The following is a 25,504-nucleotide window of genomic DNA, read 5'->3' as shown; positions in this document are numbered from 1 at the left end:
TAGCCGGACCGCAGGAGCCCGGTCTTACTTGCTAAGAGTAAAGATTCGAGCGTCGCTATACCCTGCGGCTTTGACCTTGGCGAGAGATGCCTGCGCCTCTGCACGCGATCTGAACGGCCCCATTTGCATCAGGTAGTATCGACCCGAAGGTGTGACATGGGCCTGTAATGGTTCCGATGCTTTCTGCGCTCGTTCCTGCGTTGAAAAAGTGGCGGCCTGAACCATGAAATGCCCTCCCGCATCTTTCTGTACAGGCTGCCGCGGTGCCGGGATGTTTTGAGCCGCAGTTTCGGATTTTTCAGCAGGAAACGCTTCAGCAAAGTGACGGCCTTCCTTGGAAGACCCGACCGGCTCTGCAGGATCGGGATGGGCACGCCTTTCCGCCACTGGAGGAAGGGGCGGCGGATTTGTTGCCGAAGTCGTGCTCTTGTTGGTTGCTACTGAAGCAGATCGCTCCGGTGCAACCGCATTCTGTTCGGATGGAGAGGGTTGCGAGCCGGCAGGCGTTTTTTCAACCGAAGCCTGAAGCGATGCGGAGCCATTCTGCGGCAAGCGGCGACGCAATACTTCAATAAGGGACTTCGGCGTATCCATGCGGAGGGGCGCCTGTTGGCCGCTACGCAGCAAAGCACGCTGATCTTCTGGCGGATTGACCCGGCGAACACGAACGGCAACGCCGGGTTGCGCCCCCAGTTGATCGAACGCCCCCGCTGACAGGGCAATCAGATCGTTACCCTCCATAGGACCGCGCCGCTCAACCCGCACGAGAATGGTCCGCCCGCTATCCAGCGAGGTTACTTCCGCATAGCTTGGGACAGGCAATGTATGATGTGCAGCGCTGATCGCCGTGCCGCCGACACTATCCAGCGCCGCATAGCCCACATGATCGTAGTTCAAAGCGTCCGAAGGACGATAAGTTGTACCATTGATCTGATAGGGCTCTCCGATCAGCATCGGATAGTCTGCAGCTGGCCCGGTTCTGGCCGACTCTGCCGTCGAAACAGGCTGGCTGCCTGTTCCGCTGTGAGCACATCCTGTTAATGCGATAGCCGCCGTAAACCCTATCAGGTGCCTGCAACGGCCATTATTTCGCAATTTCATCTGCCAATAACCCCACACTCATCGCGTAATAGTTCGAGCAGTTATATTCGAGGATCACTCTATAATTCTGAGTTAAGAGATAGCTCGGTGCCGCCGGTCCATCGGGTTCGAACAGGCTCGCCATAACGTCGTCAGCCAGCGGCTGCTGCGGCGTCACGCCCAGCTTCTTCCATTCGGCCACTGTCAGCCAGCGGCTGTGGCGGCCATGGACACGTTCGCAGACCGGGGAATCCATTTTCGTGGTAATGGCCATGCGGTCTACACTGTTCGGCGTATAGGCGCGTACTGCCCAGGGCTGCCCGCGCCGCCACCCGGCGTCATGAAAGTAATTGGCTATCGAATAGAGTGTATCGGCATCGCTGTTCCAGATATCCCGAGTGCCGTCACCATCGCCATCCACTGCCAGACGCAGATAGATGCTCGGCAGAAACTGGGAATTGCCGAAAGCGCCCGCCCAGCTCCCCACTAAAGTGGACCGGGGTATACCGGTATCGGCAATTTTCAGAAGATCGAGGAATTCCTGTTCAAACAGAGTCCGACGGCGGCCATGCCAGGCGAGCGTTGCAAGCGCCTGAGAAAGATCGAAACTGCCCTTCACCGCGCCGTAAGCGGTTTCATGCCCCCAAATGGCAATCAAGATCTCGGCCGGAACGCCATAACGCTGCTCCACCTGCTGTGCGAGAGGCTGGATCTGCGCATATTTGCGCCTGCCTCCCGCAATCCGTGAAGCTGTATTATGTCTGGCAATATAGTTTGCCATAGAGGGGAAGCCTCCGCCCGACGGAGAGGAAACATTGTCCGTATCCAGCGCCAGCACCCGCTGATTGATCGAAAGCCCGTCAGTCATGCGCCGAATAGTCGTATCGCTGACGCCTTCCGCACGCGCTTTTGCCTTGAGAGACTGGACATAAGAATCGAACGACATATCCGCCGGTTCCTGCGCGCATGAAGCAGTGGACAGGCCAAGTGCTGCACTCATGGCAAGGAAGGTCCGGGAAAGAAAACTGGAAATCTGCATAGCATTACCCTTGCACGCCAGAACATCCTTGTGAATTCCCGATCCTTCCGATTTGCGCAAAAGCTGTGGGAACGGGGGCATTTTCGGGTCAGAACGCTCGGCACAACGGATCTCGAAGAGTTTCTGCAACGGTTTGACGTGACAAACCGTGCATAAGGCGTTAGCGGGCTTTTCCGAAGCGGACAGGTGGCAGAGTGGTTGAATGCACCGGTCTTGAAAACCGGCGTGGGTGCAAGCCCACCGTGGGTTCGAATCCCACCCTGTCCGCCATCTCACCACGCCACAACACGCCAGCCGAAGCCATAAAGCGCCAATAGAGCGCGATTCGCGCTACCCCGCTATTGTCATCGTGTGCAATGCCGTGCCACTCAATGCGGGTACCTGCGAGTATATTTCGGGGTATCGATTCGAGATTTGAGGGTATCGTGGCTGAAAACCTATCTGACACACGTGTGCGCAAGGCAGCGGCCAAGGCGAGTGATTATAAGATCACCGATGGTAAAGGCCTGTTTGTTTTGGTCAGACCGAACGGATCGAAGCTTTGGAGGATGCGCTACCGGTTCGCAGGAAAGGAAAAGCTCCTCTCGTTCGGGCCTTACCCGGAAGTGTCGTTGGCCGAAGCAAGAGAGAAGCGCGATCAGGCCCGCAAGTTAGTTCGTGACGGAGTTGACCCATCGCTTGAAAAGAAGCGCCGCGCGCTCTCTGTGGCCCAAAGCTCTGGCTATAGTGTGGAGCGCGTCTCTCGCGAATGGTTTGAACTGAACAAAGGGCGCTGGACGCCCGTCCATTCAAATGACGTCATCCATAGCCTTGAACGCGACGTCTTCTCGCATGTCGGTAGCTTGCCGATCGCGGATCTTGATCAGGCCCTCTTGATAGAGGTTTTGCGAAAGATTGAGCGTCGCGGCGCAATCGAGACCGCAAAGAGGGTACGCCAACGATTATCCGGGGTATTCTTCTACGCACAGTCATTGGGTATCGTGCGCGACAATCCAGCCGAAGCAGTTATCAGCGCGCTTAAACCAAAACCAAAAAGCAGGCGGCAAGCTGCTGTGACCGATCTCAGTGAGCTGCAAGAACTGCTCAGAAAAAGCGAAGGCAGCGGCGCTTATCCCGTCACCCTGCTGGCCTCGCGCTTATTGGCACTTACCGCCGTTCGTCCTGGCGTCATTCGTGGCGCGCAATGGTCGGAGTTCTCAGGTTTCGACATGGAAGGAGATGAGGAAGCGCCTGAAGCTCTGTGGACCATCCCGGCCGAGCGGATGAAGCTGGCCCTTACCCGCAAAGATGAAGGGGAGTTCGATCACCTTGTGCCCCTCGCCCCGACCGCAGTCGAGACGATCAGGGCCGTCCACAGGCTGACCGGGCGCGGTGCCCTCACATTTCCTAGCCAGCGCCATGCTCACAAGCCGCTGTCAGAGAATGCTATCGGCTATCTCTATAACCGTGTTGGATGGCACGGCCGGCACGTGCCACATGGGTGGCGCGCTGCATTTTCGACCATTATGAATGAGTGGGCAAAGGAGCATGGCCGGGCCGATGACCGAGCCGTGATTGATCTGATGCTTGCCCACCTGCCGAAGGAAAAAGTGGAGGCCGCTTACAACCGTGCCCAGTTCATGCCGCGCCGCAGGCAGCTCGCTAATAAGTGGGCCGATATGCTGATGGAAGGAGCGCGTCCTGCAGCAGAGCTGTTGACGGTGGCTCGGAGGTAATCAGATTATGATTCCTGCCTTCTCGCTGATTTATAGCCATTTTCTTGTAAACTCTTTCCCAAAAACCCTCATATTTCCAATACTTAACTGTTATGCGTAAACTTCATCAGCTGCCCTCAACCGGCAGAATCCAGTTGACGAAAACAGAACATTAGAAGAACAAACGACTCATGGCAGATGAGTCGTTTCAAACAGTTGAATTTGTCGATGAGGTCGCAGCGATCATCGCTTGGTTGAGGCGGGGCGGAGATTATGAAGAAGGTGAATACAAGCCGTGGACAATGCGTCATGCCCAGTCGGCTCTCGTTTTTGCACGCGCTATAGCTGAACGTCAGCACCATCCAACATATCGGCCAGATCCCAAAAGAGCGAATAGAGCCCCTCTGCCGCCCCGAAGTGTGCTGACGTACTCAGCAATTTCTGTGCTCGAGGATGCTGCGGAGAAAGCCAGCGCATCTCCTATCGAACGAACAGACGCGCACCGGTTGGCCTTGGGCTGGCTGGTCAGTTGTGGGATCGCCTTAAGCTGGCAAGCCGATAAGTTCTGGCATCTGCTGGGCAATGACCCCTACCCTGCCGATACGCACAAGGAGTACATCCGCAGCACCTCGTTCAGTTCGTCGATACGACACTGGAAAATGGCCGCACACATCAACTCCTGAAGATCGTTATGCCTCTCCGGGATCAACCGGAACCTGTGTTCGATATAATGACTTCCTTCGCCACCTTTGCATTTGAATTGCCGCCAACCGTCCAGCGCACATCTTCTTCGCGAAACCGAAATCCGGAGAAAATACGACGCACTTCTGGATGATCATTCAGCGACAGGAAGAATTGTCCTTTAATTCCCTTGAGTTGCTCGGCCATGCACTCGAACTGATCACGGGCGAACATCCCTGCTCCATAATCGCCTTCATTCCCGAAATACGGAGGGTCGAGATAAAAGAGAGTGCCGGCACGATCATACCGGTCGATAAATTCACTCCAGGGCAACCGCTCCACCGTTACCGATGCCAGTCGTTCATGCACGTCTTCCAGCATCGGCCCTAATTTCATGACATCGAAGCGAGCCGCATTTTCCGGTGACACACCGAAGTTACGGCCTCTCACCTTTCCGCCAAAAGCAGTCCGCTGCAGATACAGGAACCGGGCCGATCGCTCGAGATCGGTTAAGCCAGCCGGATCGAGCGCAATTAACTTTTCAAATCCAGTTCTGCTAGTGATCTGGAAACGCAGCATATCCATGAAGGCAACGTAATGCCGCTGCAGAACGCGAAAGAGCGTAGAAACATCTTCGCTCCAATCGTTGATCACCTCCACCGTCGGGCGTGATCTCCGCCGGAAGAATATGCCTCCCATCCCTACAAATACCTCAGCATAGGCTTTGTGCGGCGTGTTCTCGATCAAACTACATAGGCGCTTGGCGAGATTGCGCTTCCCTCCAATGTAAGCCGCCGGTGGGCGGCAAGGTGAAACGGCTTGAAAGTGTGGCTGTGGATTCGACAGCATCGCATTTGTTCCCTATTTGTTCACACGCCGAGTCGGCAGGCGGGATGGACCCAATTGGGGCCTGATTGGGACATGACGACGCATCTTCGTCGGTATTGGGGCGTTGGCGCGCCCTGATCCCCCGCCTCTCTGGGCGGATGATCTGTTTTTGAATGTTCAAGGATGATGATGGCCTGACGTAAGCCATCCTTCTTGCGACTGCCAACTGGCGGACACATTTGTGAAAGGCATTAGGCCAGCGCAAATTTACTCCATTAGCGGTGCGGTGCACCAGATTAGGAATCTGGTGCTCTATCCTGCTGAGCTACGGGCGCGCATTAGGAAATGCGAGATTTCCGATAGTTTCAGCAGGCCTGGGCGTCAATCGAAAACGGAACAGAGCGGCAACCTGAGGCACAGTGCGGCACAATGATGTCACAATTTGGGGTGTATCCCCTTCGCATACGTGAATTGACTCCCTGAAGACACAGCCTTAATCCTCCCGCATCACCGAGGGGGATCAAATGCCTAAGCCAGTCGTGTCATTGGATGCCTATGTTTTGCCCGACGATCATCGCATTTTCAAAGTTTCGCCGGGAAAGACATACCGCTTCTACAAAGAGGTGAAGCGGTCCAATGCGATTTTTTTGGATGTGCGCGGCTTGGACCATTTGGACGGGCATCCGAATACATGGTCCGATCAGGCAATAGCAAAGGCGATCGCAACCGATAGATGGGATCGGGAATTGAAAAGTCGGGCTCGCGGGAATGATCCGAAGGGATCAAAAGCCATTAATCGGACTGACCGAACTCGACTTGGATTTCTGAAAGCGTTGCTAGGAGAGGCGCAGAAGGGCGATTTGGTCGTCGTTCCTGTAGAGGGGTATGCAAAAGACGTTTTGATTGGTGAGTTGCTCGACGAGCCTTGGGACACCAAGACCATTGTGGCTCAGGACGGAGAAGATGGTGAATTCACCTACATTGGGCGACGTGTGAAGTGGAAAGCTGCTCAGTCCAAACGCTTCTTCAGCGGCGAAATGATCAAGGCGTTGCACACTCAAACCGCTGTCTTCCAGATTGGGCGGAGTTTGCACGAAGAGGTGTACCGTCTCGCCTATCGAAATTTCGTCTACCGCGGCAATTTCGTCGCCGAGTTCCATACAGGCAAGGCGCGCTTTACCTCAGAGGATAGTGCGGTGCTATCCGCCTGGCTCAACGGATTTGACTATCTTCAATCTCGATTGGGAGGTGGTGGGGCGCTGCCTGCCTCGTTCTACGAGATGGGTCTATCTCAGGTTCCGGACGATCAAGCTGCAGACCTCACGATTAACGTGAATTCGCCGGGGGCATACGTCCTGAAATCTCCGGGCGGCTTCGCCTTGGCCCTCGTGGGAATGTTTGCCCTATCGGGTTGTGACAGCAAAACTGTCGTGGACAACGGTGTAACGGTGGAACTCAAGACTGTAGGGGTCGGCTCGAATGCGGCGGGAACTGCCATAGAGGAATGCATTAACGATATGGCTGTAGCTTTAGGCGAGGCTCGCCTCGATCAAGCGAGCGATTTGTGCGCCCGAGCGGGAAAGGATGCCAAGGTGACGACAGCAGCAAGCTTGAAAACCGTGCCGAAAGCGCGCAAATAACTATCATGACTACAGCCGCGCCACCTTTTGCACATGTGACCCGTGCGCAGTTGATCAATTGGATCAAGCTTGCTGCAGGCGGTCTTGCGACCGCTCTAGTCGGCGGCTTTTTCGCCGCTGTTTTCACATACTACGCAACGGCCAAACTTAACAATGAAGCGGCCCTTCAGCAGCAATATCTTGTAGCGGTGCAGGATTTCAATTCGACAGGCGCGAAGGTTGATGCCGCAATCACTGAACTCGCCGATAATGTGCTTGATGGCCAAGAGGTCGCTCAAGCCCGCCGAGAGGCTAGACAGGCCATTGCTGCGCATGTCGCCGCCACACAGGCCCTTGCTCCATTGATGGGGAAAGGCAATGTGGCAGAGTACATGAAGGGGTTAGCCACCCTCCGACTGATGGTCGACGATACGGATGGCAGGAGTGCTGCGCTACAAACATCAAAGGCCCGTTTCACTTTGATGGAGAATCGGACGGTGATGATCGCGGAAGCGCGGCAGCGGATTTATGGTCACTCTTAGAGAAGCTCTAGAGAGCGGGAATCTGACTCAGTTCATCGCCGAACGCGAAGGCGAGATTGGCGACCGTGAGGCCTTCGAAGCTACGCTTCGCTCAATGGCCGGAAAGTCGAAAGAAGCTCCGGAAGCATCGTCTCCGGACGGTTCCGACGATTGAAGCGATACTCGAATTCCTTTACGTAACGGTTCAGGTGCTTGGCGCTCACGCTGGTGTGGGTGCCGCTGATCGAGCACTTGAGGTGCCGCCAGAAATTCTCGATCCCGTTGACCGTCACAGTCTCCGCTAGGCGGTAATCGTAATAGGCATACTCTTCCGCGCCATGGTTCACGCGAGCGTGGCGGTAACCGGCATCGGCAAGGTTCGCGTAGCTGCGCAGTTCGTCGGTGTGGACGTTGCCGCCGATCTTGACGTTAGCAGTCACGAACGGCTCCAGAGTAGCGCGGCGCTGGTTCGGCACCACTTGGGCCACCACATCGCCGCCGCGCTCCAGAGCGCCCACTACAACCGTCTTAGCGGCACTACCACGATTGTGCTTGCCCTTCTTGACGCCGCCCATGAGCGTTTCGTCAATTTCGACATCTGTGCCGGGGCCGCCGATGGGGCGATCACCGTCAACGTCCGCCATGTGTTCGCCTATCAGCGAAGCCATGCGCCATGCGGTTTTGTAGGTCACGCCAAGCTGGCGCTGCAATTCCTTGCCGCTGACGCCGTGGCGCGTGGTCGTGAACAGGTGGATTGCATAGAACCAGAGTTGCAGCGGAGTGCGGGTCTTTTCGAACGGGGTGCCCACGGTCGGGTGCAGGTGATGGCCGCACCACTGGCACGAATAGGCGCGTTCCGCCTTGATGCGAAACCACTTCGAAGGCCGCTCGCACTTGGGGCAGGTGAAGCCTTCGCCAAAGCGAACGTCGAACAGATGCTGAAGGCAGGTTTCGTCGTTAGGAAACTTGCGAAAGAACTGCGCGGTGGTGAGAGGCTTCGTTGTCATGCCTCATTGTATGCCATATCTCGTTACGTATGGCAAGGGGATAAACCCCCACAATTTGCGTCACAGAAATTGCAGATAGCAGTTGACAAGTACAATAAACTTGTACATAGTGATTGCATCAAGAGCGGATGGAATGGCCAACCGCGATAGGTAAGGAGACCTTAAAATGACTTACAACGAAAAAATAGCTGCCATCATTTCTGAGATTGCCCCAGTTCTGAAAGCTGACTTCCTTCCTGAGCTATACGCTGCCGGGCTTCTCGAAGAAGCTGATGAGGATGATTTGCATTTTGAAGTTCGCGGCCTGCATACAAAGACTGGTGCACCGCACGCGTTCTCAATCTGATGTCACCAATTGATCCAATAGTTAGAACCGGGAAGTTTTGCGAATGAAGACTCTTTACTCCGCCTGCCTTTCCCGCCTCGGACTATCTCGGTCAGAGGCCGCTAAACTCCACGGTGTCCGTATCGACACAATTAATTCATGGGCCACAGGGCGGCGGCCAGTCCCGGAAGGCGCGTGGGATGATCTGCGACAGCGTGAGGATCTAATTATCGAGCGAGCTGAAACCATCCGCGAATTGTGGGAAGACGCTGGCGAGCCTAAAGAAATATCAGCCAAATGGGACAGCGACGTTGCTCTTTTGGGATTAGCCGACTTTATCCTAGGCGGCCACTGGGATGATAACGCGCCTATTCCTCAATAACATTATTGGCTGAAAAATGGAAGTTGATGTATGTTAAGGCTGAGTAATATCGCTCAGTCCCTCGGCCCAGTCCTGCGCAGCGATAAGCCGGACTGTGTTTTCGGTGCATATCCTTACATCCTCGGGTGGGACTAGCACTCCATCCAGCTTGGGCAGCGCACGGGGTCTGTCAGCACCTTCGGCGCCGCCACTTTCGGCGCTGGCTCCGGACTGGCTTTAACCCACCGGCGCGCAAAGCCGATCGTAAACCGCATTATGCGAAAACACCTGCATTACAGTTGCATCGCTGTCATAGAGATTGCCCGGATCATCCACGCTCGATGTCGGGGCAACATTCGGCCTAATCACCTTCGCGTTCAGGCAAAAATCTGAGACAGTTTTCGGCCGCTCCGCGGTTGCTGCGCAGGCACTGGTCATAAAGAGCATTGCCGCTACCGCGAGCGGCTTCCCGTTCCACTTTCTCACGCGCATCATTACCTCGCTCTGTTCGTTCAAGTGTTTCGCGCAAATCGCCTTCGCGCTGCTGTGTAGCTCCTTGGGTAACGCCTGTGGCGTGAGCGCCATCGAGCGCATTATCCGCGATCGCTACGATGACGAACGCGGTAGCGATCAGGGCCGCGACAATCGCAATCCAGATCCAGTTCTTCAGGCCCAGCAGACCACTTGCTGTAAGAAATGCACCCATCATTCATCCCCTTCACGATGCGGATGATCCCGCTCCTTGGCCGTGAAATAAAACGCCATGGCGAGACCGATCAGCCCCTGCACCACGATGGCCTGCGCAATGGTCTTGAACAGATCGCTTTCCGCCAGCTCCGGCTTGAAGAAAATCATCAAAAGGATTTCCTGCGAGAGCAGAAACACACCGCCACCGGCAATCGCCCGCGCGCGCAGCTTATCGAGTGCCCAGCCCTTCACGATCCGCTCCGATACAAATCGGCCTCTGCTTCACGGCGGCGAACAAGACCCTGCATCACCCGGCTGCCCGCATTGATCCACTTGCCGAACTCGGCCGCTGCGCCCGCATAATCACCGGCCTTATGCTTTTTAGTCAGCGTGGCGCGGGCAATGGCCCCCGTATTATAGTGAAAACTCACCAGCGCATCGAACTGAGCCTGAGTTGTATCTGCGTCGCCCAGCGCCTTGCTCACATCATTGGCATATTTGACCAGGTCACTCTCTAACCGGGCATCGGCCTGCGCCTGTGTCCAGACAGTGCCCGGCCCGATGCCCGGCCCGATGCCCGGCCCTGTCGCACCCCATCCGATCGTCCAGGGATCGCCGCCGGTGGCGGGATCGGGATAGGCTTCCAGCTTTCCATCCGGCCGCTTCTTCTCGCAGCCTTCGAATTGCTTAATCAGTGCGATGCCTTTCGGCCCGATGCGCCGCGCCTCAACTTCCGGAGCGCGGGGCACCCCGGCACAATCGAGGGCGGCATGGATCATGGCCACATCGCGCTTGTCGAGCCTTCCGCCACCTGCGGCACGCGCACAATCGAACATTACTTTACGCGGATCATTCATACATCCACCTTCCCGGTGGCAATCAAAACCACCATAATCATGCCGACAAAGCCGACGACGGCCGGCCAGTTTTTGAACCACCATTCGAGCAGGCCCATCGCACCTTTGCGCTGTTGCCGGTCATCTTCGAGCGGCTTGATACGGCTCTGCAAATCCTCAACATCGCTGCGCAGATCGTCGCGCTCCAAAAGCGCAAGACGCGTATCGATCCGCGCCAGTGCCGTGGTGATTTCCTCGAACTTGCGGTCCTGCATTTCGCTGTGGCGTGACAGGCGATTGACCGCATCCGTATTAGCCCGGATCGCCTCGATCAGCGCGAGGCGGCCCATCTGATCGTCTGATGTCGGGGTGAATATCTCAGGCATGGGCATAACGCAGGCTGACACGGGCAACTTCAATTCCGGTGCTATCGACGCCTTCTAGCTTTATTTCGCCCTCTGTAACCAAGACAGGCAGCTCGATTGGGACGCGTATTTCGGTGCTGTAAGCAGCAACCGGCACCATGCGCACCGTTTCGATGGCATCCAATGTCACGGTTAGACGCAAGAAGCTTTTGGGCCAGCTATCTAATGTAATCGCGCTGTCTTCAGGGAATATGTCGACACCTTGCACGAATGGTGCCGGAGCCCACGCAGCAACGATGCTGAGGATGGCATGCTGATCTTCGTAACCATCAGTTAAATAGGTGAAGGATTGCGAAATTGATGCCGTATCGGTGACCCGAGTAACACCCGTGCTGCCGAAGGCGAGATGTGTTACATCTGACAGTCCAACATAAGGCGTGCCAGAGGATGTCCATCCGGTAGCAGTGCCGCCGTCCGTTTGGGTCAAAATCTCCGTTCCCCGCGCTCGCGGTAAAACCCTGTTACGATACATGTAAGGCTTGCCGCGTTTCGCGCTGACCCATGTTATTTCCGGATTTTGTAGAGAAAATCCGCCGGTTTTATTTACCCAGACATAAAGCGTATCAAGGTTGCCGCATGTCTTTAGAATATCACCGGAAACAGAAATTTCGTTGCCCGCAACCGTAGCGGCAACCATCTCACCTTGTGGCTCACTGGTGGGAGGATATGTGCCACTTTGGACATCACAGATATATGCAGACAGCCCGGAAACCCCGAGGTCAACGGAAATGCTGCTGCACTCAGACACCATGCAATCGACAACTATCTCGATTAGCGACCAGTCTCCCATTTGGACACTTCCGCCGCTTTGCAAGAGATCATATTCCCCCAACACCTCTTGCGTAGACCAGTCTTCTTCCGGCGTGAGATCGTCATAATAGCCTGCATCTGCATCAGCAATATAGCGACCACCAACGAGTAGTTCGGAAAACAATTGATCGCGCTGAACATCAGTATTGAATCTCAAATCTTCTGCATTCGTTATACTCAAGGCGGATCGCGCCCGATAGAATTTCAGCCCGGTTTTGGGTTTTTGCAGTGTGTTCAGAAATTCAACCACAGGTGCAGTCATCATGGAACCTGTGCGAGTTCCACAATGTCCTCGATAAAAAAAGCGTTCATCAAGATCATCAACTGCATTGCGAATTGTGACAGGGTCCAGCATCCGCCTAACATTTGCGTATATATCTACGAAATACGCCCCCGTGCTCTCCGCAATTTGTTTATAGAGATGTGCTGGTGTTTCGCGCCGTTCAGACCCGTCGGCAGAGTAGCCGTTAAACCATGGTGTGCTTATAATTGGCTGGATGCCCATCGCTTTCAGCGTTTCGCACAGCGCAATCATATTCTGCGTAAAAACTGCTTCCTCGTAATCATTGCGGTCATTTATGCCGAGAATAATTAAAGCAAGGGTGGAACCCACGTCGCTCGCTGCGATGGAACCGTATTTGGATGCTTTGTTACGCAGGTCTTCAAGTTGGTCGGCTGCATTATCGCCCGATACTGCATAATTATAGATCACAAAATCCGTTTCAGCCTGCGCCCGTTGGAGCCAGCCCTGCCCTTTGAGATAGTAGGTCATCATCGATGTGCTATCGCCGATGATGAGCAACTTGTTCTCTGAATTTTGCATATTCAAAAAATGCGTGTTCGATAATTCGGCAAAGTCCGATTTGGGAACCAGCTCTGTGCTAGGACGCAAAAATTCGGCCTCGATGGCCTCATCTTTAAGCCCATTAATGACGACAAACTTTGCGGTCCCAGGTACTTCAGTTTCAGACGTGTCGTACGTCCATTGATAAGCATCATTCGTACCGTTGACATTCACCGCTGACAAAAATGTAGCTTCGCCAGCTCCAAAGTCTGGATCATCTAGGTAGTACGCAGCCATCGGCTGCACACTTCCCCTCGTTGTGGTGACGCATCTTAATTTAGTTGTGCCAGCGGGTATTTCGTACACCCTGTTGGCCATACTACTATTCGCACGATAAACGCCATCGCTACCGTAAAAATTACCGCTGTCGAATACAGATGATTGTCCAGACCAATTGAGTACTGCATCAAATGCGTTATATATTTTCTCAAGCAGATCAGGATTAACACCAAATATTACTGCCTGCGATGGCGCTACATTGACGCGGCTTATTATGGCTGCTTCATAACAAAATTCTGGAATTTTATATTTGTAATTGTTATAGATAAAGTTAGATCCAGTGCCTACGGTTTCCGGCACCGACAACAAATAGTCTCCATTGATATCAAATAATGTAATAAGATTTGTTTCTTCGCCACTGGTGCTTCCACTCACCTTTATCGTATCGCCGGGCTTAACCGCAAACCTAATGCCTCCGTAAGATGAATTACTAATAAACTGGCCGTTATTATTGCTGTAATAACCATTCTCTACAGATTGTGCATCAGGAGCGTACCATTCCCGCAAATTCTCTACATCGTAATCTATTTTTGTTATAAAATCGGGGAGATTGGCTGTTACCTGAATTTCAAGCACGCATGATTTACCGGCTATACCATTGATAGCAACACTATCTGTACCATCCGGAGCGGGTAAAATTCCTGAGCTATAAGACTCGGCCCCACTGCCAATTTCGAATATCGAAATCACATTTTCATCAACATCCAAGAATGTTACGGCAGCAGCAGAAATGCCCCGCGTAAAAGTCGAATATCGAATCGTATCGGTCGAAGAAATATTAGCTTTGCGATATTGATAGTCCGGATGGGCAATTTTTGAGCCGACAGTGTTATAAAAATAACCGGTTTCCGAAATCACATCAGTGACTAAGGCAAACGTGGACGTATCTGCCACAACGCTTTCGATAATATCTTCGGCTTCGTCACGCGCTGCCTCCGCTTGCTCGGCTGCGGCGCGGGCCGCATCAGCCTGCCGCTTCGCCTCTGCCGTGCTCTCACCAAGCCGCACTTCGACATACTGGCCGCCTACCAGAGCCTGCAATTCACCTGCCATGTTCAAGCCTTCCCCAGAGCCTGCAATTCACCTGCCATGTTCAAGCCTTCCCCATGAGTGGTAGTAATCCGCCGAAAAACACCTCTTCCGCCTCGCCATCCGGCGTAAGCCAGAGTGTGAAAGGAAAATCCTCTGCCCCGGTCAGGTCGGAATCCGCCGGAAGATCGCCGGTCTGGGTGCCGGTTAGAAAAAGTGTGAAAATCGTATAGCCCTGATCGAAAACCGGCTCCGAAACCGTGAAGCTCACCAGCGGCGCTGCGGCATCGGGCGATGCGCTCACATCGCCGCGCAGGCTGGCGCCCGTCCAGTCGCCGGCAATCGTTACCGGCGTCGAATAGACATCGCCGCGAAAGGCAGGCGGTAAAGACACGCCTCCCTTGCCCGCAGCGCGCAGGCGCTGCAGCCATTCGTCCCATTGGCTGGCCATGGGGTTCCTTTCAGCTTCGGGGTTTTACCAGGTGGCGAGTGCCACGCGTTTCCATGTGTTGGCGGCGGTGCAAACATAAAAATAATCGGCATCGTGAGCGATCTGCCCCGCCGTGCCGGGCGCCGTCGCGCTGGCCGGTGCAGAGGCACTGGCCGTTTGTTTCACGCTGTTGAGCGATACGATATCAGCGTACAACTCGCTGAAATTGGCGTTTGCCTTATCCATCGCGTCCCGCAGAGGATCGCCGGTGCCGTCATTCGCCACCGATCCTGTATCGATAATCTGTCTGGCCATTATCGCGCATCCACAGTTTCGCCGGTCGTGTCACAGGTCAGCGTCGCGCTGTCGACAGTGACCGAAGCCGGATCGAGATTGTTGTAATAGTAAGTGCCATCCAGCTCTTCGCTGGTCGGCGGGACGAAAGCCGCCGGGGCAACCCCGGTGGCCGAAAGTGCGGCCGGATGCTTGGCATCGGTTTCCTGTTCGAATTCCAGCGTCACGATGCCGCTGCCCGGATCGCCGCTTGTGCTGCGCACCACGGCCTTGATCGCACCAGATGGATGCACGCCCAGATCCGCACCCAGCGTCAGGCAATCGCCCGGCTCATAATCGCGCATATGCGGCTTTAACGGCAGCGTAAAAGGCCCGCCTTCTCGCCGCTGATAGAGTTCATAATAGGCAAGCTGGGTGACCTGATCCACATCGGTCACCAGATCCCATTGCTTCTCGTCTGACTTTTCTTCGCCATCCGCTGTTACAAAGGCGGCCACCCGCGCGGCCCCGGCCTGCTGGAAACTCCATTGATGCGCTTCGCTGCGATATTTCGGCACCAGCACATTGTGCCGGCTCTTCCACTCCTTATTGAGCTGGCTCGATATGACCCCATCGGCCAGATCGTCGCGCGTAATCGTATATAGGCTTGCGCGGGGCGCGCGATAATCGAAGCCCAGCTTGCCGCCCACCAGCACGGGAAAACCAGCCCCCGCTTCGGCAATGCGTTTCAGATTATTCCACTTATCGCCAGGTTCGTAGATCGTGCCGTTCACCGTCCAGCCATTGGCATCGCACACATTGGCCCATGCCGCGACATCGGCAAAATTGACGCCCGCCGCCCCCAGATCGACCCCGAAAACCTTCACGCCATTGACATAACGGCCATAGGCATATGTGCCCGAATGCGTCGCCGGATTGGCCTGATAGACATAAGTACTTTCATCACCCGCCCTGCACGTGCCGGAGCCGCCCGGAAAGGTGCTGTCGAGGCGCGGATCGTAAACCTTCACGCCCTGCCAGATCGCGCCGATCACAGGCAATTGCCCACCCGCGAACCGCTTGCCCTTTTTGCTCCATTTCAGCGAATAGCCGATGGCCGCAAAACTGCTCAGCTTATGCGCACTGCCCCAGTCCGGCGCACCGGCAAAATGCGGCGCCAATGCATCGGCTTCGGGCCGCGCTCCAAGTTGATAATCGCGCCAGAAATAATCAGAATAATATCCCAGCGCCGACGTGCCGCTGAAACTCACCGCTTCGAAATCGAGCTGCACCGATTCCAGCCCCTGCACCGGCCCGCAACAGCTATAAACCACCGGGATAAACCGATACGGATTGTCGACATCATCGACATTGCCGCCATAGCCCACATCGTGGACCTGCACTCCGCCCGAATAGGTCCGCCCGATCAGATAAGGCTGCGGATTATTCGCGCCGATGATTCGGTCATTCACCTGCCCCTGCGCCCGCGCAGGCTCGCTGGTCAGCGCGGTGCCGATGCTGGCCACCGCGCTCACTGCACCGGCCACCTGCGCGATCGATGCAGCGGAGCCGATGCCCGATATCGCAAGCGGCGCACCAACCGCCGCCCCGATACCGCTGCCGATCAGCGCCGCCCCGGCAACCACACCGGCCACCTGCCCGACAAAGCGCGAAACCTTGCTCACCTTACAATCTCCAACAGGCCAGAATGGCGCTCTGCGCCTGTTTGATGGTCGAAAGCCCATCCGGTACTATCGTATGCCACCCGAACAGATTGCCATATCCATCGACGATGCAAACGGCTTCCAGCCCGCCACTATCCTCATCGCCGCGCAAAACGGCCAGATCGCCGACAATGCCAAATGCCGGGGCGGGCAATCGCGGAAAATAAAGGTCCAGCAATCCTGCCACGCTGCCCGCCCCCATCTTCTTTAACGCCCGCTTCGCGCCAAGCGCGGTGCGAAAATTCGGCACGGGCGGCACATCATGGCCCATTTCCTGCGCCTGCATCCGTGCCAGGCGGATGCAGTTTGCGCCGAACCAGCTAAACGGTTTGTCGCGATAGCGCTCCAGCACCCTTTCGGTTGCTATCGCGCGCGTCGCCAGATCCATTGCTTTTACCGGCTATACTGGCTGGACGAATAACCGCCGCCGCCCGCATAGCTGCCCCCCGTATAGCCCGCACTGCGCGGCGGTGTTTCGGCACCCCACGCCACGAATCCGCGCAGATCGGTGCAGTTTTCGAAACCCCGCTCACCGGCAAAAACAGACTGGTGGAAACGCTGCGAACACACATTGCCTTCATTTTTCAGAAACAGCTTTTCCGGGCGGCCTATCAGGCTCAGGATCAATTGATCCTGCCCGTTTGCCGCCTGCCGCCGCCCCACCGTGTCCACCAGCATATCGCGGCGCTGTTTCACATTGATCGCGGTTAATCCGTCACTATCGATATCGGATTCCCATATGCGGAGACGGCAGCCTTCCAGATCCGCGCGATACCATGCCTGCACCGATGCGGGCGGGTTGGGCCCCAAAACGATCTGCCCGTCCTCGGCCATATCGCCGAAGCCGTCTTCCGGTGCATCCGGTTCGATCAGCGCGCCGAAAATCGGATGATGGCTTTCATACAGCTCGCCGCCGAACATCAGCACGCCGCCATCGCACAGCCGAACATCGCCATCCGGTGCTTCCAGTTTCAGAAAATAGGCTGTGGTGATAATCGGATCGGTCGCCGCCATCTATCGCGCCTCATCGATTGTAAATTTAAATCCGCGCGTCAGTGCATCCGTGTCGAAACTGCCACCTTCGAAAGTCAGATTGCCTTCGATATAAGGCTGAGTAATTTCGGCGATATCGTTGTCCTGCGGGATCACGCGCAGCAGCGGCTCAATGGCCAGCTTTGCCATGCCGCCCACACCGATCCGCGCATTTTCGGCAAACTTGTACAGATAGCGCTGGCCATTGGTGACCAGCGAAACCCACTGCCCCGCACGGATCGCATGGCCCACGGTAAAACCATCCAGCGTCAAACTGTCACCAGCCTGCCCCGCGCCCGCCACTCGCACCGCACCGGGCGAACCCAGCGCAAGGCCCGGTTGCCGGATCGGATAGCGCGCACCGAGACGCACGGCACGCGGCAGCATAACCGACCATTCCGCCGCTTCAATGGGTTGCATCGCCGGCATGGTCACATCGATCCGCCAGCGATTGCCGAGCCTGTTATTGCGCTGCGCGGCCCCGCCAAGCGCACCCTGCATCACCCCGCCAAAATCTCGATATTGCGGCTCGAACGGGCCGGGGCCGGGTTTCGAGGGCAGAAGAATAGCCATCAGAACTTTTTCCCGTTCGCCCGCACCATCATATTATACCCGCCGCCCGCGCCGGCAGAGGCAATGCCCGGTGCGGCGGCAGCGATACGTCCATCCACCTTTGTTTCGAACAGGCCCGTAGTGTCGACAATCCGCACAACAACTTCGCCGCCAGCCGTTGCGTTAACGCTGAAATTATCGTTTGATATGACCGTTCCAGCCGTTCGGGGTGTGAACAGTTCGGGGCCGCGCTCACCGACGATATAGGAACGCCCGGCACTCACAGGCCCGCCATTGGCACGAAAATCGAGACCGGCCAAAAGGTCGATTGGGCCTGTCTTGCTTCCCCCACCCAAAAATCCAAGCTGTCCTGCCACACGCAAAACGCTATCCATAATATCGAGCACACCGCCGCTTTTTATATTCTGGATCAGGCCACTAAGGCTGCTGCTCACATCATTCGCCATATTGGCAAAGCTCTGCGCCGCATTGTCGTTAGCCGCTTCTATCGGATCGACCATATTGCCTTGCAGCCGCCCGATATGCTGGCCGATCTTATCGACCATATCGGGAATGTAAGAATGACCGACAACCTTATCATAAAGATCGAAAAACCAGCCGCCTACAGCTTCAAGCTTGCCTTGCAGCCAGTTGAACACGCTCATCAACTTGTCCTGCACCCACAGCTTTACGCCTTCATACATCGCTTTCACATTGCGGATCACAGTCGGAGCAATCGTGGCGATCACTTCAAACAAAGCAGCAATGGCGCGGATCACGATATCCTTTGCCGCCTGCCATGCTCCGGCGAAATCACCTTTTAGCAGGCTGGAAACCAGAGAGATGATATTGCCGAGCTGGTCGCGGAAATAGTCGCTGAATATCCGCACGATGGCTTTCACACCGTCGCCTATGGCTGTGAATATGGGGGACACGTATGTGTTCCAGAAACCGACAACCGCATCTTTTACAGCGGTGATATAGGGCTCGATCTTATCCCAGTTCTTCCAGGCCAGATATATCCCGGCGATCACAGCAGCAGCGCTCAGCAAAATTGGGTTACCAAGCAGGGCCAGCATAGCAATGCGTACAATCTTGATCGCTGGCCCCAGTTTTAACAGAATCGGCAATAGCGTGGAAAACGTTTTTACCAACGATCCAATGCCGATCAGAGACGGGCCGATGGCGGCAGCAATACCACCGGCCACCACGCCAAATTTAAACAGTTCCGGATGCGCTTTAGCAAAAGTGCTCGTTCCATCCGCTATCCGCTTCACCAGCGTCGTTACCATTTCCAGCAAACCGCTATCGACCAGCGATATGGTCAGGCTCTGGAATGATGAACTCAGTTGCGCTGTTGCGCGCTTATAATCCTTAAGCTTCTGGACCTGTTCATCACTCAGCGTTGCGGCACCCTCGCCGAGTTCCCGGAAGCCTGCACCGCCGTCTTTGAGCAGCGGGATCAGCCCGCTTGCCTCATCAGCGATGGATTCCATGTAGAAAATCTGTTGGGACTGACTGACGCCTGCTTCCTGCAATGCATTGTAGTAGGCTTGCAGAGCTTCAGGGCCGGATAGCTTCTGAAACTGCTCGGCTGTCAGACCGACTTTCGGCGCGATATTGGTGAAGAAATCCGCCATTTCACCGCCGCCCGTAGCAATGAAATCGCCTATTTTGTCCTGTGTGTCCTTATAGATATCGCCCAGTTTATCCTGCTCGATGCCCACCGATTTCGAAGCATGGGCCAGCTTTTGCATTTCCGCCACGCTGGTACCGGCAGTTATCGCCATGCGTTCAAGTTCGGGCACATTATCGGCCATACGCATGGCGGATGTCGTCAGCGCGGCGCCCAATCCCGCCAAGGGCGCGGTGAGGCCGAGAGACAGCTTTTTCCCGGTGCTACTGAACTTATTGCTCAGATTGTTGAGACTCTTTTGTGTCGAAGACATTTCGCGCTGAACGCGATCTGTCCCTTTTTCAAAAGCCGCGGTATCAGCACCGAAAATGGCGCGCAGGGCACCAATGACAACACTTGCCATTTCACCCTCCCTTTACCGATTTTCCGTTTGCTCTAGCCGCCCGCTCGCCTTGTGCGCGCAGAAGCGCGGCCCATGTACTGAGATTGCTCGACCGGTCGGCCGGTGAAGCTTTCGCCTTTTTGCCACCTGTCAGAATACTGGTGAGCTTGGGTAACTTTTTCGGATCGCTTGCGCTCCAGCGAACCTGTTGTACCGCCACAGCCAGCCGCGCGCGGAATTCAGAATCGATACGCCTCTGCGCGCCTTCGACCGCAGCATGAAAACTTGCCGGTGTCTGTTGCCAGAAATCGGCAGGCTGATAACCGGCCGCACACCAGTCTGATAACAGCTTTAGCCAGTCTGTTTTTTGCGGCCTTTCGGCTTTCCCGCCGGCTTCTCCTCGCCACTATCGTCCGGGAACACTTCTTTCATCGCCTCACCGATGGCCTCTGCCAATGGATGGAAGCCTACCTTGATGATGATTTCGCCGGTTTTTTCAGGGGTGATTTCGGCATGATGGCGTCGCAACCCCGCCCAGGCGAGCGCCCGAATAGTGGTAAGGCTGCCCTGCTCCAGCAGAGCCATGGCTGCTCCCATCGGCCCGACCAGCTTTTCAGCTTCGCACAGAGCGTCGAAATCGTAAAACAGCGTATAGCCGCCGATGCGCCTTTCTCCGATCATGCGCCGTATCCAGCCGGTGCGTTACCGGCATAGTCAGGCATGCCGGTCACCTGCGCCGTAAATTCAGCTTCACGGGGGCTGTTTACCGGCGCATCATCAGGTTCGTACTGTGTCAGGAAAATGGCGAATGTGGTCCATACCGCAGTGCCATCTTTCTTCACTTCCTTGATGTAACCTGGTCTGGTTTGCTTGCTCGCAATATGTTCTATGAATAGCTTGTCGTCATCGCTGTCCGGCACATGATACATAGATCCGGACATCTCGCCGGGGTCCATCATACCTGCCATATATTCATTTACGCCGCCGGAATCGTGACTGGTCTTGGATTCGCTTGCCACTGTCAGATTCGGGCGATTGACAGTAATCAGACCGTCCACCTTTTTCGGTTCGCCCTGATCGTTGGTAAGCCAAAGCTCGGTTCCCTCACCATTGGGTCCTGAACCGAGAACAGCATCGGTAGGCATATCAAGTCTCCTGATACCAAATCATAAAATCGCCAGATGTTCGGAAGATGCGCCTGTCCGCATCGAGGTCTTCATAGGTATCCCGCTCATCATCGAGCGAGAATCCGCGCCAGCGGTCAGTGAAACCGCGTTCAATAACTTTGCGAACAGCGTCGAATGCGACAGGCGCTTCGCTCGAAACGTTCAGACTCCATGCATCGACCTGCACCCTGCGCGAACGCAGCTTTGCAGCGCCCTCTTGAGAATATAAAGTGCCCGACGATATGCTTTGCAATGTCACGCCGGGCAGTTGCGACCGCGCCGGGCGTGACATCCAGAATATTGCAGGATAACCTTTGTAAGATGATAGCAGCGGGGCAAGAGATGGCTCTGATCGCAGATCGGCGATCATCATCGCTCGCAACATTATTTTTTTGCTGCCCGCGCCAGTTTTCTGGCCTGCCGCCCCAGTGCTTTCACCACATTATCCCACAGAAAAACAGAAAACCGGTCCAGCACATTCATTTTGTCGGACTCCCATGCAGGCCGGGCAAACGGCTGCGCGGGCTCCTTATATGTTCCGAATTCCTGCATCTGCCCTTGTAGCGCGCCTTCTCTTGATGGTCCGATATACATCGTCAGTCCGCTGCCCGATTGTTTGGTGAACTCTCTCTGCCGGCCGCTTTTCTGTAGTGAGCTGATTGCAATACTCTCTTTGAGAGTACCGCTATATACCGGCGCTTTCGCACGCATCATCCGGGCCGTGGGCTCGAGAGATTCTTTCATCGCGCGGCGCGTATTACTCTTGGCAGTGCCGTATTTCAGCCGGTACAGATTGTCCTCGAGCTCCTTGAAGCCCTCGAGCTTAACACTTGTTTTCATCAACCCGTCCTCGACGTAGCGGTTATGGAAACTTCACCGTCGCGTTTCCGCTTCACAATACTTTCGATGTCCCAGGCCACCCCATCGAAAAACAGCCTGTGCGCATCCGTTGTGATCGCTGCAGTGTAGCTGTCATGCCGCATGACAATGGTGGCAGGCTGCGTGGCGCTTTCCTGCGCTGCCTGTCGGCGCTCCTGCCCGGTGCCATATATGATACGCGCCCAGCGCTTTTTATCCTCGGCCCAGTCATAAATCTCGCTGCCGAAATCGTCCTCGCGCAGCAATTGCTGCGTATGGATTTCAATGCGCTTATGGATTGGGCCTGCAGACAGCATTATCTGTAGTCCCTGTAAGGTTCGAGCAGGGTTTTCACTGCCGTTGGCATCGGCACTTCGCTCGCTATCGTGCCGGTAACCACCGTTTCCCTGTTCGCGTATAGATCGCCCACCATCAAGAAAATCGCAGCCTTGACCGGAAAGGGTGCCGTCTCGTACCCAGCCTCATAAAGCACGCGGACATGTTCGCGCCGCGTAAGACTAAAGCTCGGCCAGCTCACGCCCGGCACAGGCTCCAGAATATTGCCATTCAGCTCATAATCGGTTTGATCGATCGCTTGCCACACCTCACCATTGCGATATTCGACACTGGTAATCGTCCTGACCGGGCCATAAGGCAGACGGAAAGCACTGCCGGGAAAGCGAGCAAGATAGGTCTGCAACATCTGCACACCTATCACCCGATTGAGATAACCATCCGGCCCGGAAATATGGGCAGTCGCAGCCGCCACCATGCCAGTTATCAAAGCGTCCTCGTCATCGCTATCGACGCGCAGATGCTCTTTGGCCTCGGCCAGTGTAATCACTGGCGCGGGCTCATTGACGGCAACTGTGCGCATCACCCTGCAGCCACTTCAACACCGGCCGCAGTGCACGTTTCTGGCGTCAGCACACCCATATTGATAACGGGGTGGCTTTCTCCGCAGATGCCCAGCCGGATAGCGCCGCCATTATTCAGGGCTTCCAGTTGCTCCGGCGTCGGCTTCCACACGCTATACATGAAATTATGGCCGCTCTGAACGTCCACTTCATCTGCAACCGGTAATATTCCGCACATGCCGTCAAGCTTTTGATCCCACCCTTTCGGCGCACCCAGCATTCTTGCTCCGGTGAAGGTGCAGATCTGCATGATCAGGCTTTGCCCTTGTTCGAAGGTGACTGCGCTTCCTTGTTCGCGGGTGGCGAATTCGCTTTTTTCCCATCCAGCTCTTTCTTGGTAGCTTCACGGATCAGGCCGCGCTTTTGGAGCGCGGAAAAGCGCGTGTCGGTGAGTTCGCGCAATATCCAGCCGGTGCGAACCGTGCCGTTATCACCGTGATGATCTTCCAGAACATAGGCGTTCTTCATGTGTGTACCTCCGTTGAATGGGCGGAACCCGAAGGCCCCGCCCACATCTTGCATCGATTGGTTATGCAGCCGCCGGCAGGTCGACCAGCGCACCCTTCACCAGCGCCGCAGGGCGACGGATAGCGAGAGCCAGCCGTTTTTCGGCGCGAACGGTCAGCATGTTTTTGATGAAGTTGTCACGATCCTGATCGGAAATGCGCACTTCCGTTTCCATGCGGTCGAAGATCTGGCCTGCCATGCGGAATGCACCAACCATGAAATTGCCCGATCCGATCCGCTTGGTCGGCACGACAGGGCGTCCCCACAGGACCGGCCCGGCAATTCCGAGCGGATTGGCGAAGACATAGGCACCATCCGTCGTCTTGGTCAGTTCGATGCTGGTCCATGCACTGGGATGCAGCACCATGCCGTCCGGCGCATAATCGGCCAGTTCCACCTGCAATACAGCAAGGCGTAGCTGATCGATCCGCGTCGGATCGGCATAGCCGATAGGATCGGCATAGGCGCTCGCCACAGTGTACAAGCCTTCGAGATGCTGCCCGGTGCCATCGCCAAGCAAAAGTTCGGCATCTTCTGCATCGTCCAGACCATAACGCAGCTCGCCATCGATCAGGCTTTCGAGCTGCGGGATATCGTCCATCGCTTGTCGTGATGCCGGAACCCAGTGCGCAATAGTGCGAACCGGCGCACTATCGACTTCCCATGCGTAATCGGATTCAGGCTTCTGTGCCCCCTCGGCCACAACATCCGCATTGTTCGTCCGTGTTACCTGCTTTGCATATTCCACGGAGTTACTGGTAGTCCGGCCGGGTGTCAGCAAATCGCGAATGCGCGGGCGCTGGCGAGGCAGCTCGACAATGCCGGGCTGGCGCGCAGGCTGGATCAGAGGCCCTGCAGATGCGGGATCGCTGGTCACTGCCTTTACTTCCAGCCGCATCGTGCCTGTGCAGCCGCTGTCCAGATAGGACTTGAATTCGTCCGATGCGCCGACCTTCTGGCCGAGCGATTTATGCTCCATCTCATCGTCACCGCCACCGCGCTGATCCAGCTTCTGGGCCAGTTCGGTCATCTCGCCGCGCAGTTCGGTCAGCTTGGTCAGTGCTTCATCGGCGTTGTTTTTCGCCTCGCGGCTGACGTCCTCGCCTTCCTTCGCCTTCTTCTCGAAGTTCTCGGCAAAACCCTTCACCTTATCGAGCGTGTCCTTCAGTTCCTGCTGAATGGTCTTTTCATCGCGCGGCTCCTGGCCGCCCTCTTCCTTGCGGCCGAATTCACGGCCACGCGTCATCATATTCATGGTTGTTATCCTCAGAGCTGGGGCAGGCTGAAACCCGCCAGAATGTCCGAAAGGCCTTTGGTGGCCTCGCTGTCTTTCGCCGCGCTCTCAGACTCGCTCTGGAGCAAATGAGGCAGGCCACGGTTGGCGACCACCGCAGCCTGACTTTTCGAAAACCCTGCCTCGCGCAGGATCCGTTCGAATTCTGGAAGGTTTGGTAGCTGGCCATGCGCCAGCTTGAATTTCACTGCTTCAACCCGCGCTTCATCATTTGCGGGGAACGTCACGAGCGACACCTCGACCAGGTCGAGCTTGCGCAGGGTCCGGATACCGGTCTTCTCGTCAAAGCTGCTCTCGCGCACCCAGTAACCTATCGACAGGCCGGTCACCGAACCCATCTTCATGTGGCCATGGGCTCGCTTGGCCAGATTGTCGAAATCGACGGCCAGCGTGCCATCCACCTTCAGGCCGACGTCATCTTCTTCCAGCAGGTCATAAATGCCGATAGGCTCAGCGGTGCGGTGCTGCCAAAGAATCGGCACCTTGCGGCCCTTGGCAGCCAGTTCGGCGAGGCTGTCCTTGAAGGCACCGGGCGCGACCACCTCGCCATAGCTGTCTTCCACACCGAACACCGAACCGTATCCGGAGAAGCTGCCGTCGTCTTTCACGTCCGCAGCTTTCACGCTCAGCGTGAAATCGCGCACCTTGAGCTGGCTTTTGCGATACAT

At 55.8% G+C, this 25,504-nt stretch carries 33 protein-coding genes and 1 tRNA gene; 7 read left to right on the top strand and 27 right to left on the bottom strand.

The window, feature by feature from the left end; all coding sequences use genetic code 11:
* Window positions 1-24: 24 nt before the first annotated feature.
* Together D6851_RS02700 and D6851_RS02695 are read right to left on the bottom strand one after the other, a co-directional pair.
* Complete coding sequence (locus D6851_RS02700) at window positions 25-954, bottom strand: SPOR domain-containing protein (RefSeq protein WP_183029951.1); 930 nt, start codon at window positions 952-954, stop codon at window positions 25-27.
* Between the two features lie 130 nt (window positions 955-1,084).
* On the bottom strand, window positions 1,085-2,119 hold the full coding sequence (locus D6851_RS02695; protein WP_120323302.1) for a lytic murein transglycosylase: 1,035 nt from the start codon (window positions 2,117-2,119) through the stop codon (window positions 1,085-1,087).
* A gap of 180 nt (window positions 2,120-2,299) precedes the next feature.
* On the opposite strand from D6851_RS02695, the gene D6851_RS02690 reads away from it, so the two are divergent.
* The 3 genes from D6851_RS02690 (at window position 2,300) to D6851_RS02680 (ending at window position 4,496) form a co-directional block, all read left to right on the top strand.
* A tRNA-Ser gene (locus D6851_RS02690) sits at window positions 2,300-2,389 on the top strand.
* Between the two features lie 155 nt (window positions 2,390-2,544).
* Window positions 2,545-3,834, top strand: a complete 1,290-nt coding sequence (locus D6851_RS02685) for a tyrosine-type recombinase/integrase (protein WP_238473901.1) — start codon at window positions 2,545-2,547, stop codon at window positions 3,832-3,834.
* A 170-nt stretch (window positions 3,835-4,004) separates the two neighbouring features.
* Window positions 4,005-4,496, top strand: coding sequence for a hypothetical protein (locus tag D6851_RS02680; protein ID WP_120323300.1), 492 nt, complete (start codon window positions 4,005-4,007; stop codon window positions 4,494-4,496).
* Window positions 4,497-4,518: 22 nt separating this feature from the next.
* Here D6851_RS02680 and D6851_RS02675 read toward each other — a convergent pair whose 3' ends face one another.
* Window positions 4,519-5,343: a DNA adenine methylase gene (locus tag D6851_RS02675; RefSeq protein WP_120323299.1), complete on the bottom strand. Its 825-nt coding sequence runs from the start codon at window positions 5,341-5,343 to the stop codon at window positions 4,519-4,521.
* A 503-nt stretch (window positions 5,344-5,846) separates the two neighbouring features.
* On the opposite strand from D6851_RS02675, the gene D6851_RS02670 reads away from it, so the two are divergent.
* Window positions 5,847-6,962: a hypothetical protein gene (locus D6851_RS02670; RefSeq protein ID WP_120323298.1), complete on the top strand. Its 1,116-nt coding sequence runs from the start codon at window positions 5,847-5,849 to the stop codon at window positions 6,960-6,962.
* Between the two features lie 5 nt (window positions 6,963-6,967).
* The gene (locus D6851_RS02665) at window positions 6,968-7,483 is read left to right on the top strand and encodes a hypothetical protein (RefSeq protein ID WP_120323297.1); all 516 of its coding nucleotides are present in this window, start codon (window positions 6,968-6,970) and stop codon (window positions 7,481-7,483) included.
* Window positions 7,484-7,563: 80 nt separating this feature from the next.
* On the opposite strand, the gene D6851_RS02660 is transcribed toward D6851_RS02665, so the two are convergent.
* A complete protein-coding gene (locus D6851_RS02660) occupies window positions 7,564-8,469 on the bottom strand; it encodes an IS1595 family transposase (RefSeq protein WP_120323296.1) in 906 nt (301 codons plus the stop codon).
* A 166-nt stretch (window positions 8,470-8,635) separates the two neighbouring features.
* Here D6851_RS02660 and D6851_RS02655 point away from each other — a divergent pair, with 166 nt between their 5' ends.
* Both D6851_RS02655 and D6851_RS02650 read left to right on the top strand, forming a co-directional pair.
* The gene (locus D6851_RS02655) at window positions 8,636-8,815 is read left to right on the top strand and encodes a hypothetical protein (protein WP_120323295.1); all 180 of its coding nucleotides are present in this window, start codon (window positions 8,636-8,638) and stop codon (window positions 8,813-8,815) included.
* Between the two features lie 43 nt (window positions 8,816-8,858).
* Window positions 8,859-9,176 (top strand): helix-turn-helix domain-containing protein, encoded by a 318-nt coding sequence (locus D6851_RS02650; RefSeq protein WP_120323294.1) that lies wholly within the window; start codon window positions 8,859-8,861, stop codon window positions 9,174-9,176.
* Between the two features lie 216 nt (window positions 9,177-9,392).
* Here D6851_RS02650 and D6851_RS18160 read toward each other — a convergent pair whose 3' ends face one another.
* The 23 genes from D6851_RS18160 to D6851_RS02540 all read right to left on the bottom strand — a co-directional run bounded on the left by D6851_RS18160 (window position 9,393) and on the right by D6851_RS02540 (window position 25,504).
* Window positions 9,393-9,524 carry a hypothetical protein gene (locus D6851_RS18160; RefSeq protein WP_274379035.1) on the bottom strand — a complete coding sequence of 44 codons (132 nt, stop codon included), beginning with the start codon at window positions 9,522-9,524 and terminating at the stop codon, window positions 9,393-9,395.
* The gene (locus D6851_RS02645) at window positions 9,517-9,864 is read right to left on the bottom strand and encodes a hypothetical protein (RefSeq protein WP_120323293.1); all 348 of its coding nucleotides are present in this window, start codon (window positions 9,862-9,864) and stop codon (window positions 9,517-9,519) included. The genes D6851_RS18160 and D6851_RS02645 overlap by 8 nt, the downstream gene beginning before the upstream one ends.
* Entirely contained in the window at window positions 9,861-10,094 is a 234-nt protein-coding gene (locus D6851_RS02640) for a hypothetical protein (protein WP_120323292.1), read from the bottom strand. Before D6851_RS02640 ends, D6851_RS02645 begins: the two co-directional genes overlap by 4 nt.
* Complete coding sequence (locus D6851_RS02635; protein ID WP_238473900.1) at window positions 10,091-10,699, bottom strand: lysozyme; 609 nt, start codon at window positions 10,697-10,699, stop codon at window positions 10,091-10,093. The genes D6851_RS02640 and D6851_RS02635 overlap by 4 nt, the downstream gene beginning before the upstream one ends.
* Complete coding sequence (locus tag D6851_RS02630) at window positions 10,696-11,064, bottom strand: hypothetical protein (protein WP_147395411.1); 369 nt, start codon at window positions 11,062-11,064, stop codon at window positions 10,696-10,698. The genes D6851_RS02635 and D6851_RS02630 overlap by 4 nt, the downstream gene beginning before the upstream one ends.
* Window positions 11,057-14,089: an SGNH/GDSL hydrolase family protein gene (locus D6851_RS02625; protein WP_120323290.1), complete on the bottom strand. Its 3,033-nt coding sequence runs from the start codon at window positions 14,087-14,089 to the stop codon at window positions 11,057-11,059. Before D6851_RS02625 ends, D6851_RS02630 begins: the two co-directional genes overlap by 8 nt.
* 40 nt (window positions 14,090-14,129) lie before the next feature.
* Window positions 14,130-14,516 carry a hypothetical protein gene (locus tag D6851_RS02620; RefSeq protein ID WP_120323289.1) on the bottom strand — a complete coding sequence of 129 codons (387 nt, stop codon included), beginning with the start codon at window positions 14,514-14,516 and terminating at the stop codon, window positions 14,130-14,132.
* 24 nt (window positions 14,517-14,540) lie between these two features.
* Entirely contained in the window at window positions 14,541-14,810 is a 270-nt protein-coding gene (locus D6851_RS02615; RefSeq protein ID WP_120323288.1) for a hypothetical protein, read from the bottom strand.
* Complete coding sequence (locus D6851_RS02610) at window positions 14,810-16,453, bottom strand: phage tail protein (RefSeq protein WP_183029950.1); 1,644 nt, start codon at window positions 16,451-16,453, stop codon at window positions 14,810-14,812. Before D6851_RS02610 ends, D6851_RS02615 begins: the two co-directional genes overlap by 1 nt.
* A 1-nt stretch (window position 16,454) precedes the next feature.
* Window positions 16,455-16,880, bottom strand: a complete 426-nt coding sequence (locus tag D6851_RS02605) for a DUF6950 family protein (RefSeq protein ID WP_120323286.1) — start codon at window positions 16,878-16,880, stop codon at window positions 16,455-16,457.
* 5 nt (window positions 16,881-16,885) lie between these two features.
* Window positions 16,886-17,506, bottom strand: coding sequence for a hypothetical protein (locus D6851_RS02600; protein WP_120323285.1), 621 nt, complete (start codon window positions 17,504-17,506; stop codon window positions 16,886-16,888).
* Complete coding sequence (locus D6851_RS02595; protein ID WP_120323284.1) at window positions 17,507-18,097, bottom strand: hypothetical protein; 591 nt, start codon at window positions 18,095-18,097, stop codon at window positions 17,507-17,509.
* Complete coding sequence (locus tag D6851_RS18250; protein WP_120323283.1) at window positions 18,097-20,115, bottom strand: phage tail tape measure protein; 2,019 nt, start codon at window positions 20,113-20,115, stop codon at window positions 18,097-18,099. Before D6851_RS18250 ends, D6851_RS02595 begins: the two co-directional genes overlap by 1 nt.
* Before the next feature lie 330 nt (window positions 20,116-20,445).
* Window positions 20,446-20,775 (bottom strand): hypothetical protein, encoded by a 330-nt coding sequence (locus tag D6851_RS02585; RefSeq protein ID WP_120323282.1) that lies wholly within the window; start codon window positions 20,773-20,775, stop codon window positions 20,446-20,448.
* Entirely contained in the window at window positions 20,772-21,239 is a 468-nt protein-coding gene (locus D6851_RS02580; protein ID WP_120323281.1) for a phage tail protein, read from the bottom strand. Before D6851_RS02580 ends, D6851_RS02585 begins: the two co-directional genes overlap by 4 nt.
* A gap of 1 nt (window position 21,240) precedes the next feature.
* A complete protein-coding gene (locus D6851_RS02575; RefSeq protein WP_120323280.1) occupies window positions 21,241-21,645 on the bottom strand; it encodes a hypothetical protein in 405 nt (134 codons plus the stop codon).
* Window positions 21,645-22,100, bottom strand: a complete 456-nt coding sequence (locus tag D6851_RS02570) for an HK97-gp10 family putative phage morphogenesis protein (protein WP_120323279.1) — start codon at window positions 22,098-22,100, stop codon at window positions 21,645-21,647. Before D6851_RS02570 ends, D6851_RS02575 begins: the two co-directional genes overlap by 1 nt.
* A complete protein-coding gene (locus D6851_RS02565) occupies window positions 22,100-22,435 on the bottom strand; it encodes a phage head closure protein (RefSeq protein WP_120323278.1) in 336 nt (111 codons plus the stop codon). Before D6851_RS02565 ends, D6851_RS02570 begins: the two co-directional genes overlap by 1 nt.
* Window positions 22,435-22,995, bottom strand: coding sequence for a head-tail connector protein (locus tag D6851_RS02560; RefSeq protein ID WP_120323277.1), 561 nt, complete (start codon window positions 22,993-22,995; stop codon window positions 22,435-22,437). Before D6851_RS02560 ends, D6851_RS02565 begins: the two co-directional genes overlap by 1 nt.
* Complete coding sequence (locus tag D6851_RS02555; RefSeq protein ID WP_120323276.1) at window positions 22,995-23,285, bottom strand: hypothetical protein; 291 nt, start codon at window positions 23,283-23,285, stop codon at window positions 22,995-22,997. Before D6851_RS02555 ends, D6851_RS02560 begins: the two co-directional genes overlap by 1 nt.
* Before the next feature lie 2 nt (window positions 23,286-23,287).
* Entirely contained in the window at window positions 23,288-23,503 is a 216-nt protein-coding gene (locus tag D6851_RS02550; RefSeq protein WP_120323275.1) for a hypothetical protein, read from the bottom strand.
* Window positions 23,504-23,564: 61 nt separating this feature from the next.
* On the bottom strand, window positions 23,565-24,797 hold the full coding sequence (locus tag D6851_RS02545) for a phage major capsid protein (RefSeq protein WP_120323274.1): 1,233 nt from the start codon (window positions 24,795-24,797) through the stop codon (window positions 23,565-23,567).
* Between the two features lie 11 nt (window positions 24,798-24,808).
* Window positions 24,809-25,504, bottom strand: a complete 696-nt coding sequence (locus D6851_RS02540; RefSeq protein WP_120323273.1) for an HK97 family phage prohead protease — start codon at window positions 25,502-25,504, stop codon at window positions 24,809-24,811.

Origin of the sequence: Altericroceibacterium spongiae (assembly GCF_003610805.1) — a bacterium.
In the GTDB taxonomy this organism is placed as follows: domain Bacteria; phylum Pseudomonadota; class Alphaproteobacteria; order Sphingomonadales; family Sphingomonadaceae; genus Altericroceibacterium; species Altericroceibacterium spongiae.
The sequence above is the reverse complement of the archived record's forward strand: the minus strand, read 5'-3'. Positions and strand labels throughout refer to the sequence as shown.